This is a genomic window from Mesorhizobium sp. M0016, from assembly GCF_040324035.1.
Taxonomy (GTDB): domain Bacteria; phylum Pseudomonadota; class Alphaproteobacteria; order Rhizobiales; family Rhizobiaceae; genus Mesorhizobium.
In genome coordinates, this window is the sequence record NZ_JAMYVM010000008.1 from 203,190 (window position 1) to 212,921 (window position 9,732).

At 64.1% G+C, this 9,732-nt stretch carries 10 protein-coding genes; 6 read left to right on the forward strand and 4 right to left on the reverse strand.

Going from position 1 to position 9,732, the window contains the following annotated elements:
- Positions 1 to 14: 14 nt before the first annotated feature.
- From frp to NKJ88_RS14980, 3 genes are all read right to left on the reverse strand, one after another.
- Positions 15 to 347, reverse strand: coding sequence for a fluorescence recovery protein (gene frp, locus NKJ88_RS14970; RefSeq protein WP_023695254.1), 333 nt, complete (start codon positions 345 to 347; stop codon positions 15 to 17).
- Between the two features lie 83 nt (positions 348 to 430).
- Positions 431 to 712 carry a hypothetical protein gene (locus NKJ88_RS14975; RefSeq protein ID WP_023686988.1) on the reverse strand — a complete coding sequence of 94 codons (282 nt, stop codon included), beginning with the start codon at positions 710 to 712 and terminating at the stop codon, positions 431 to 433.
- Between the two features lie 91 nt (positions 713 to 803).
- Entirely contained in the window at positions 804 to 1,721 is a 918-nt protein-coding gene (locus NKJ88_RS14980; protein ID WP_352444525.1) for a LysR substrate-binding domain-containing protein, read from the reverse strand.
- Positions 1,722 to 1,823: 102 nt separating this feature from the next.
- On the opposite strand from NKJ88_RS14980, the gene NKJ88_RS14985 reads away from it, so the two are divergent.
- The 3 genes from NKJ88_RS14985 to NKJ88_RS14995 all read left to right on the forward strand — a co-directional run bounded on the left by NKJ88_RS14985 (position 1,824) and on the right by NKJ88_RS14995 (position 4,020).
- Positions 1,824 to 2,462, forward strand: coding sequence for a DsbA family protein (locus NKJ88_RS14985; protein WP_023686986.1), 639 nt, complete (start codon positions 1,824 to 1,826; stop codon positions 2,460 to 2,462).
- A 52-nt stretch (positions 2,463 to 2,514) separates the two neighbouring features.
- Complete coding sequence (locus tag NKJ88_RS14990; protein WP_023667893.1) at positions 2,515 to 3,123, forward strand: NAD(P)-dependent oxidoreductase; 609 nt, start codon at positions 2,515 to 2,517, stop codon at positions 3,121 to 3,123.
- 165 nt (positions 3,124 to 3,288) lie between these two features.
- Positions 3,289 to 4,020, forward strand: coding sequence for an SDR family oxidoreductase (locus NKJ88_RS14995; protein WP_352444527.1), 732 nt, complete (start codon positions 3,289 to 3,291; stop codon positions 4,018 to 4,020).
- Here the strand turns inward: NKJ88_RS14995 and NKJ88_RS15000 are convergent.
- The gene (locus tag NKJ88_RS15000; protein ID WP_352444529.1) at positions 3,971 to 4,903 is read right to left on the reverse strand and encodes a LysR family transcriptional regulator; all 933 of its coding nucleotides are present in this window, start codon (positions 4,901 to 4,903) and stop codon (positions 3,971 to 3,973) included. The two genes, NKJ88_RS14995 and NKJ88_RS15000, sit on opposite strands and share 50 nt — an antisense overlap.
- A gap of 247 nt (positions 4,904 to 5,150) precedes the next feature.
- Here NKJ88_RS15000 and NKJ88_RS15005 point away from each other — a divergent pair, with 247 nt between their 5' ends.
- The 3 genes from NKJ88_RS15005 to NKJ88_RS15015 all read left to right on the forward strand — a co-directional run.
- Positions 5,151 to 6,065 carry a dihydrodipicolinate synthase family protein gene (locus NKJ88_RS15005; protein WP_352444531.1) on the forward strand — a complete coding sequence of 305 codons (915 nt, stop codon included), beginning with the start codon at positions 5,151 to 5,153 and terminating at the stop codon, positions 6,063 to 6,065.
- 243 nt (positions 6,066 to 6,308) lie between these two features.
- A complete protein-coding gene (locus NKJ88_RS15010) occupies positions 6,309 to 8,165 on the forward strand; it encodes an ABC transporter ATP-binding protein (protein WP_352444536.1) in 1,857 nt (618 codons plus the stop codon).
- Positions 8,165 to 9,732, forward strand: a 1,568-nt coding sequence (locus tag NKJ88_RS15015) for an ABC transporter ATP-binding protein (RefSeq protein ID WP_352444533.1), incomplete at its 3' end; no start/stop codon positions are given. The genes NKJ88_RS15010 and NKJ88_RS15015, both read left to right, overlap by 1 nt.

The window sequence follows — 9,732 nt, forward strand, 5'->3', positions numbered from 1 at the left end:
CCCGAAGAGGACCCCTACCCTTCGCGATTCCAGCTGGCGTATTTTCGGATCGTTTGCCGCTTGTCTTCCGACAAGCCAACAAAGAGATTCTCCTCGAGATAGCCTTGCCGGATGAGATTGGCGAAGACCTGTATTAGCTGTGAATAGCGATAGTCGAACATCTGGTCGATCTTCCGTCGCTGCTGCCGCAGAAAGTCTTCGACGTCCCACATTTCGGAAGGCGTTGCCGCAACGTGGGCCCTGCTCTTGAGTTCAGCCAGCGTCTTGTCGAGCGCCACCTTCAGCGCTGCGTCATAGGCTCTGCGAGCGGCCTTCCTTTCGGACGGAGACCATTTTTCGACGGTCATCGGCTATCTCTATCGAGTTCGCGGTGGCCGGCATCCGGTAGAACCCGCGACAGGCGCAGGACAGCCCCGCTTTTGGGGCCGTTCTACTTCCCGCAATGGTGATCGTTGACCTTGTTCAGCGCATTCGCGTCCGGCCCGACCCTGTCGTAGGAGCAGGGGCCGGCAGCCGTGGTGACCAGCATCTTATCATAGTAGCGCGGGCCGCCGAACAGGGCATAGAAGAGGTCGCGATGGGCGGGAACGTAGCGTTGCTCCGGTTCCGGCTGGCGATGGCGGTGCTTCTTCTCCTTGGCGAGCGCTGCGGTAGACAGGCTGCAGCCAAGCGCGAGAACAAGGGCGGAGGTCGCGAGGATCTTGATGGTCATCGGCAATACCCTTCTGACGGTTCGGAATCGCAGCATATCCAAAAGCGTGGGCCGAACAAAGGTTCCCTGATTACCATAGCCAGCGCCGAAATCAGCCTGTAACGGCACTGCGCGCCCGCCGCCTTTCCGCCGCAACCAGCAAGTCGACGAAGGCGCGCACCTTGGCCGGCCTGAAGCGCGCCGGCGGGAAGACGGCGTGGATGCCCCCGGACGGCAAGGTCCAATCCGCGAACACCCGCACCAGCCGTCCCCGCGCAATGTCGTCGGCGACACTGTAGTCCGGAAAGATGCCGAGGCCGATGCCGGCCAGCACGCAGGACAGAACGCCCGGTGTCTTGTCGCAACTGACGACAGGGTTGAGTTCGGCCAGCACCGTTTCCGTGCCCCTCGAGAACAGCCATTGGCCCACCCCGCGCAACTGGGCGTTGCCGACCCAGGGCAGCGACTTCGCCCGCCTGGGGCTGGCTTCCCCAGGCAGCCTGGCGGCCAGTTCCGGGCTGGCGACGACGAATTGCTGCAGGCTGCCCAGCCGCCGCGCCAGATTGCTGGAATCGGCAAGCCAGCCGACGCGGATGCCAAGATCGATCTGCTCGTCGACCAGGTTGCTGACCGCATCGTCGAAGATCGTCTCGACCCCCATTTTCGGGTATTTTCTGAGATAGGCGGCGATGGTCGGCGCCACGACCTTCTCGCCATAGTCGAGCGGCGCCGTCAGCCGCAGCGTCCCCGTCGGTTGCGCCGCGCGCTGCGAAATGTCGCCATAGGCTGCCTCCGCCTCGCGCAGGATGATCGCGGTCCGGTCATAGAACAGACGACCCTCTTCGGTCGCCGTCACGCGCCGCGTCGTGCGCCGCAGCAGCGTTGCACCGAGCTCTTCTTCGAGCTTGCCGACCTGATGGCTGACCACAGCCTTGGCAACATCGAGACGGTCGGCAGCGGCCGTGAACGAGCCGGTCTCCACCACGGTGGCGAAGTAGACGAGCCGGTTGAGATTGAGGAGTTCGGTCACAGGCAGCTCATTGTATGATTTGATCAGACAGATTGTATGATTGATCGCTATTTTTCGCAACCGGTCCAGCTGTCATCTATCGGGCAACAGAATGAGGCCGCCATGACCAATGCAACCCTAACCTATCTTTTCGACCCGCTCTGCGGTTGGTGCTATGGCGCCACGCCGATGCTGGATCGACTGGCCGCCGGCGGGACCGCGCTCCAACTGCTGCCGGTGGGGCTTTTCTCCGGTGCCGGCGCGCGGCCGCTGGATGCTGGTTTTGCCGCCCACGCCTGGGACAATGACCAGCGCATCGCGCGGCTGAGCGGACAGCGCTTCAGCCAGGCCTATCTCGACAATGTGCTCAATGTCAGCGGCACCTTGCTCGATTCTTCCGCTGCCACCATGGGCATCAACGCCGCCGGGCTGGACGACTGGCGCCAGGAACTTGCGGCACTGAAGGCGATCCAGCATGCCCGCTATGTCGACGGCCGCGATATTGTGACGGTTGACGGCGTCGCCGCGGTACTGACCGACGCCGGCATGAGCGACGCGGCAAAGCTTTTGAAAGCGCCGACGCAGCCGTTTCTGGCGAAGCATGACGACCTGGTCAGCCGCGGGCGGATGTTGTTCCAGCGGCTGCATGTCAATGGCGTTCCCGCGCTCGCGGTGATCGGCCAAACGGCGCCGCGCCTGATCGGCGCCAACGCGCTGTTCGGCAGCTACGACAATCTCGTCGCTCACATCGAGGCGGCGTAGGCCCAGAAATTCTCCCCAGACGAAATTCTCCCCAGACGAAAGGAAAATCCCCATGAAAATCGCACTTATCGGCGCGTCCGGCCAGGTCGGCTCGCGCCTGCTTAAGGAACTCTCCGATCGCGGGCACAGCATCACCGCCATTGCCCGGCATCCAGACAAGATCGCGGCACTTCCGGGCGTGACTGCCAAGAAGGGCGACGTCTTCGACAAGGATGGCCTTGCCGCCCTGATCAAGGGGCATGACGCGGTGATCTCCTCGGTTCATTTCCTCGACAGCGATCCCGATACGCTTATCGCAGCCGTGCGTGCTTCCGGCGTCAAACGCTACCTCGTCGTCGGCGGCGCCGGCAGCCTTGAGGTTGCGCCCGGCAAGCGCCTGGTCGACACGCCGACCTTCCCTGATATCTACAAGGCCGAGGCGCAGAAGGGCGCCGACTTCCTCGACACGCTACGGACGGTCGACGATCTCGACTGGACCTTGCTGTCGCCTTCGGCGCTGTTCGTCGCCGGCGAGCGGACCGGCAAATACCGCATCGGCAAGGACACGCTGCTGACGTCCGACAAGGGCAGCAGCATTTCCTTCGAGGACTACGCCATCGTCATGGCCGACGAGATCGAAAAGCCGGCGCATATCAAGCAGCGCTTTACGGTCGGCTATTGAGCGCACTTCTATTGACAGGTGGGCCACTCGACGGAGTGGCCCGCGTCGGTTCCTATCGACGATAGTGCCATCGGAGTCTCCGATGGCACTATCGCTTTCTTCCGTTTCCACTCCTGCCGCCGGTCTGCGACTCTCGCCGGAGCGGTTCAGGACAGGAACGGAAACATGGCAGACATCGCAAAATCGAAAATCGCTATCATTGGCGGCAGCTCCGGAATGGGGCTGGCGTTGGCAAGGCGGTGCCTGGACTCAGGCGCCGAAGTCATCATAGTCAGCCGCAGTGAAGCCAGGCTCAAGCGTGCCGGCGAGGCGCTGCAGAACCCTTCCGCTTTGAGCGCCGTCGCGGCCGATATCGCCAGGGAGGATCAGGTCGCTGACCTGTTCAAGCGAATTGGCCGGCTCGACCATATCGTCAGCACCGCCGCCGACATCGAAGGCGCCTATGAGCTATTGCCTTCAGTCGACCTGAAGGCGGCGCAGCGGGTCGTCGAAAGCAAATTCTACGGGCCGCTGCTGCTCGCCAAGCATGGCGCGCCGCAGCTTTCGGCCAACGGCTCCATCATCTTCACCTCAGGCATCGCCGCCTACCGGCCGGCGGCGCGCGGCTCGGTCGTTGCCGCTGTCAACGCTGCGCTGGAAGGGTTGGTGCGGGCGCTGGCGGTCGAGCTGGCGCCGGTCCGTGTCAACGCCGTCTCGCCGGGCTGGGTCGACACGCCGATCTGGAGTTTTGTGGCCGGCGACAAGAAGGACGAGACGCTCGATGCAATGGCCAGGCGCCTGCCGGTCGGCCGCGTCGGACAGCCGGACGACATTGCCGATGCCATCGCCTTTCTGATGGGCAACGGTTTTACGACAGGGACGGTTCTGCATGTCGAGGGCGGTCATCGGCTGATCTGAGCGCAGCGAAATTCCTGGCCGCGGCCGCCAGCAGCAGTTTCAGCGCCGGCGGCTGAACCCGCCGGCGGCGCCAGACCATGACCAGCGACGCCGTGCGGGCCGACCCCGGCCACGGCAATTCGACGATCTCGCCGCGATCGAGCGCGTCGGCAACGGCCAGCCGCGGCACCAGGCCCATGCCGACACCAGTCGCCACCAGGCCCGCAATGGCGCCGATGCTGCCGACTTCGGCGGCAAGTTCTGGCGCTGCAATCTCGGCAAAGGCAGTGTCGAACAGATGCCGGTAGACGCATCCGGTTTCCGTCACCACGAAACGCATCGCGGCGAGCGCGGCCAGGTCGTTCTGTCGCGATGCGGCCGCATCTTCGGGCGAGGCGACAAGGACCAGCGGCTCGGCCGATATCGTGCGCCTGGCCAAGCGTTCGTCCAGACCGCTCTTGTCGAAACAGAAGGCGACGTCGATCTCGCTCTCTTCGAGCTGGCGCAGCAGGGCGTCGCTGCCGGCGATTTTCAGCCGCAGACCGATCTCCGGGTGGTCGCCTCGAAAGGCCGCCAGCCATTGCGGAAGTTTGACAGTGGCAATCGTCTCCAGCGCGCCGACCGTAACCGTTCCGGCGGTCATTCCCGTCGTTGCCTCGACGGCAATACGCGCCTCCTCCGCCAGTTGCAGAATCTCTTCCGCATAGGGTTTCAGCGCGTCGCCGGCCGTCGTCAGGTCGAGGCCGTGGCGCGAGCGGATGAAGAGGACGACGCCAAGTTCGCTTTCCAGCGACTGGATCTGGTCGCTGACGCTCGACTGCGCCAGATGAACCTCCCGCGCTGCGCGGGTGATATTACGGTGCCGCGCCACGGCGAGGAAGGTCTTGAGCAATCGTGGGTGCATGCCGTTTCCGGATCTGTCTCTGTTCGACATTTCGGGCTTGGCTGGTCCACTTGCAACCCTGGTCCATTTGCAACCCATTGACGCCGGCGTCATCTGGTTGCGGCAGACCGAAGGGCCAGAATTTCGCGGCAATGACCCGCAAGTTTTCCCACGGCCGGCGCGGTGGCCCAAGAGATCGCCTCTGGCAGATCGCATCGTACGTATGCTCTATGCCAAGCTGATTTCCAGCACCGATGGAAGGACCGACATGCCCCGCCCGCAAGGAACCATCGCCCCGATCCTGACGCCGTTCGAGAACGATGGCCGCATTGCCCGTGACCTGTGGATCTCACATGCCAAATGGGTGCTGGGCCAGGGCGCCCATTTGCTGTCGCCGTTCGGCACCACGGGCGAGGCACTGTCGCTCTCGCTCGACGAGCGCATGCAGGCGCTGGAATGGCTGGTTGCATCAGGCATTTCGCCGGGGCGCATGATGCCCGGCACCGGCGTCACCGCATTGCCCGAAACCGTCGAACTGTCGAAGCACGCGGTCGGCCTCGGCTGCGCCGCCGTGATGGTGCTGCCATCGTTCTTCTACACGGCCGCCGGGGACGATGGCCAGGCGCGCTACTACAGCGAGCTGATCGAAAGGGTGGCCAACCCGGCGCTGAAGATGATCCTCTACCACATCCCGCAGAACTCCGGCGTGCCGGTAAGCCCTGCCCTGACCGCCCGGTTGAGCGCGGCGTTTCCAGAGACGGTCGTCGCCTACAAGGATAGCGCCGGCGACTGGAACAACACGGCGGCGGTGATTGCCGCCGCACCCGACGTCGCGGTGTTCCCCAGCTCGGAGGCGCAACTGACCAAGGGGCTCGCCAGTGGTGCTGCGGGCTGTATCTCCGCGACCGTCAATCTCAACGCTGCGGCCATCCGCGCCCTCTACGACGCGACGATCGCTGGCCAAGACGTCACGGAAGCGGACGCCGCGATCAGGGCGTTCCGCAAGGTGATCCAGGATGCAGGCCTGATCCCGGCAATGAAGGCCGTGCTGGCGGTGCGCTCCGGCGACAAACGCTGGCTCAACCTGCGCGCGCCGCATGAGAATGCGACGCTGGAAAGCGGCAAGGCGCTGCTCACTGCGTTCGGTCCCGCAGCCGATCACATTGGCCGAGGTCACGCATGATGGCGGTTGGCGCAACCCACATGCTCGCATCTTTTCAATCGGCCTAAAGTGACGAGCCTGCCGCCTCTAACGCCGACACGGGCTTAAGCGGTCGCGGACGATCAGCCCCTTTCAGGCACAGTGCGATGCCGCCATTGGCCCTTGAACGGTCAAAATGGAGGCGTACCATCGCGGCATCTGAAACTGAGTCTTCTTCATTCGTCTGGGCTAATGTCCGGACCGGATTGGATATTTTCCTTGGCAATGGATGCAACCCGCGGCGCGGCGAAGCGCGGCAAATCGTTTGCCCATGTGGCGGAGGCGTCCTGGGGCAAGGGCCTCAGCACGCTGCTGCGCATCGTGCGCATGACGTTGCGCCATCCCTGGCAGGTTGCGGTCACCATCGCCTCGACCTTCATCGCCGCGACGCTGCAGCTGTTCATCCCGCGCCTGCTGGGCCACGCCATCGACCAGGCGCAAGGCGTGATGGCTGGAGGCGGCGGCGCGGCGGCTGAGCAGGCGCTGTGGACGACGGCGATCACCTTGCTCGTCGTCAGCATCCTGCGCGGCCTCTTCACGATGGCGCAGAATTATTATGGCGAGGCCGTCGGCCACCGCACCGGCTATGAGCTGCGCCTGGCCTTCTACGAGAAGATCCAGCGGCTGAGCTTCTCCTTCCATGACCGGGTGCATACCGGTGACCTGATTACGCTTGGCCTGCTCGACCTCGACGGCGTGCGCATGTTCTTTTCCACCGGCATATTGCGCGTGGTGCTGCTCGGCGTGCTGATCGGCGTCGGCTCCTATCTCCTGATCAGCACCGATCTCGAGCTCGGGCTGCTCAGTCTGAGTTTCGTGCCGTTCGTCGCCTGGCGCTCCTCGGTCACACAGCTCAGGCTGCGCAGCACCTGGCTGACGCTGCAGGAGCGGCTGTCAGTGCTGAGCCGGGTGATGGACGAGAATCTCGGCGGAATCCGCGTCGTGCGCGCCTTTGCGGCGCAGCGGCATGAGCTGGAAAAATTCGACCGCGCCAAGAAGTCGGCGCTGGAGCTTGCCGACCAGCGCGTCGACATCCGCGTCTCTAACACCAGCGCCATGAATTTTTCCTTCCTGGCGGCCATGGGCCTGGTGCTGTGGTTCGGTGGCCAGAAGGTGATGGCGGGCCAGATCAGCGTCGGCACGCTGGCGCAGTTCCTCACCTTCATGACCATCCTGCAAATGCCGGTGCGCCAGCTCGGGCTGATGGTCAACTCGTTCGCCCGCGCCTCGACCTGCGGCACAAGGCTGTTCGAACTGCTTGACGCCGAACTCGACATTCAGGATGCGCCCGATGCCAAGGATCTCGTGGTGACCGAAGGCATGCTGCGCTTCGACAATGTCGGCTTCCGCTACGCGGGCGCCGGCGGCCGGCCGGCGCTGTCGGGCATTTCCTTCGAGGCCCGGTCCGGCGAGACGGTCGGCATTGTCGGCCCGCCGGGCAGCGGCAAGTCGACCATCGCGCATCTGATCCCGCGCTTCTACGATGTGACGTCAGGCGCGATCACCATCGACGGGCAGGATATACGCGAGGTCACGCTGCAATCGTTGCGCAAGGCGGTCGGCGTCGTGCAGCAGGACGCCTTCCTGTTCACCACCTCGATCGAAAACAACATCGCCTATGGCAATCCGTGGGCGCGCGAGACCCGCATCGGGCAGGCGGCTGAATACGCCCAGCTGCACAATTACATCATCGGGCTTCCGGCCGGCTACACCACGGTCGTGGGCGAGCGCGGGTCATCGCTTTCCGGCGGCCAGCGGCAGCGCCTGACCATCGCCCGCACCCTGATGCTGCGGCCTTCGGTGCTGGTCTTCGACGATTCCACCGCGGCTGTCGACGCCGGCACCGAGCAGCGAATCCGCACCGCGATGAAGCGTTTCGCCAAGGACCGCGTGACGCTGATCATCTCGCACCGGCTGAGTTCGCTGATGCATGCCGACCAGATCCTGTTCATCGAGAATGGCCGCATCGCTGAGCGCGGCACGCACCAGGAATTGCTGGCGCTGGGTGGTCGCTACCGCGCGCTTTACGACCTGCAGCTGCGGCCGGACGACGATTTGCCGGTGGCGGTGGGAGCCGCATAATGTCGACACCGGGTCACGACGAAAAAGAAGACACCAGCCGGCGGCCCACCAGGGCCGTCGTCGGTTCGCACCGCGACGAGGAAGAGGTCTTCGGCAAGGTCTACGATCCGCGCATCGTGCGCCGCATCTGGAGCTTCGTGAGACCGCATCAGGGCCGGATCTTCATCTCGGTGGCCGCCGTTTTGGTGTTCACTCTGACGCAATTGGCGATCCCGCTGGTCATCCGTTACGCCATCGACCACGGCATGGCGGCGGGCAAGGCCGACAGCTCCGTCATGAACTGGGCGATCGGTGCCTTCGCCCTGATCATCCTGATCAACCATGCCGCCAGCTATGTCCAGGAAAGCGTCGTCGGCAAGGTGGCCGAGAATGTGCTGTCGGATTTGCGCCGCGCCATGTTCAGCCATCTGCAGCGCGTCTCGCTGAGCTTCATGGACAAGACCGAGGTGGGCCGGCTGATGTCGCGCCTGCAGGGCGACGTCAATTCGATGCAGGAATTCCTCGAGACGTCGGTCATGTCGGTGGGCGACATCGTGCTTTTTTTCGGCATTGTCAGCGTGCTTTTGTGGCTCGATTTTCGTCTCGGCCTGTTGACGCTGTCGACCATGCCGGCGCTGTTCATCGTGCGCCTGTTCTGGCTGCCGCGCGCCAAGGTCGCCTTCATGGCCGCGCACGAGACCAACTCGATTGCCAATGGCGCGCTGGCGGAAGGCATCCATGGCGTGCGCACGGTGCAGAGTCTCGAACGCCAGCACGTCAATTTCGACCTCTATGACGAGAAGGTGCTGGCCAATCTCAGGGCTCACCTGACCTCGGCCAAATATGCGCAGGTGATGGTGCCGATCGTTGACACGCTGACCGGCATTGCGATGGCAACCGTGATCGTCGTTGGCGGTTCGATGGTGCTGTCGCACAGCCTCGACATCGGCGTCATGGTGGCGTTCCTGTTCTACATCCAGCGCTTCTTCGACCCAATCCGCTCGCTCACCATGCAGTACAGTGTCATGCAGCGCGCAATGGCGTCGGGCCAACGCATCTCCGAAGTGCTGGACGTGCCGGTCGACGTCAGCGACCGACAAGGCGCGGTGGCGCTGACGCGCGACATGGACGGTTCGGTCGAGTTCAGGAACGTCACTTTCGGCTACCGGCAGAACCAGCCGGTGCTGAAAAACATCTCCTTCCGCGTCAATCCGGGCGAGACGGTTGCGCTTGTCGGTCCGACCGGTTCGGGCAAGTCGAGCTGCATGGCGCTGGTGCACCGCTTCTATGATGTCTGGTCGGGCGAGGTGCGGGTCGGCGGCCACGATGTCCGTGACGTCAGGCAGGATTCGCTCGGCGACCAGGTGGCGATGGTGCTGCAGGAGCCGTTCCTGTTTTCAGGCACGGTGCTGGAAAATATCCGCTACCACAAGACCGAGGCCACTCGCGAAGAAGTGGTGGGGGGCCCCCCGGCCCGCCGGGGGCCCGCCGGAAAAGAGGGGATTTACGCTTGGGAGGACACCCCGCGCGCGCCCCCCGGGGGGCAGATAAAACAGGGCCACCCCCCCCCGGGAGGGGATGAGCCGCC

Excerpts from the sequence above, each read along its gene's own strand:
- NKJ88_RS14975 (WP_023686988.1), bottom strand. The coding sequence starts at position 712 with ATGACCATCAAGATCCTCGCGACCTCCGCCCTTGTTCTCGCGCTTGGC.
- NKJ88_RS15010 (WP_352444536.1), top strand. The coding sequence starts at position 6,309 with ATGGATGCAACCCGCGGCGCGGCGAAGCGCGGCAAATCGTTTGCCCAT.
- NKJ88_RS15000 (WP_352444529.1), bottom strand. The coding sequence starts at position 4,903 with ATGCACCCACGATTGCTCAAGACCTTCCTCGCCGTGGCGCGGCACCGT.
- NKJ88_RS14995 (WP_352444527.1), top strand. The coding sequence starts at position 3,289 with ATGGCAGACATCGCAAAATCGAAAATCGCTATCATTGGCGGCAGCTCC.
- NKJ88_RS15005 (WP_352444531.1), top strand. The coding sequence starts at position 5,151 with ATGCCCCGCCCGCAAGGAACCATCGCCCCGATCCTGACGCCGTTCGAG.
- frp (WP_023695254.1), bottom strand. The coding sequence starts at position 347 with ATGACCGTCGAAAAATGGTCTCCGTCCGAAAGGAAGGCCGCTCGCAGA.
- NKJ88_RS14990 (WP_023667893.1), top strand. The coding sequence starts at position 2,515 with ATGAAAATCGCACTTATCGGCGCGTCCGGCCAGGTCGGCTCGCGCCTG.
- NKJ88_RS14985 (WP_023686986.1), top strand. The coding sequence starts at position 1,824 with ATGACCAATGCAACCCTAACCTATCTTTTCGACCCGCTCTGCGGTTGG.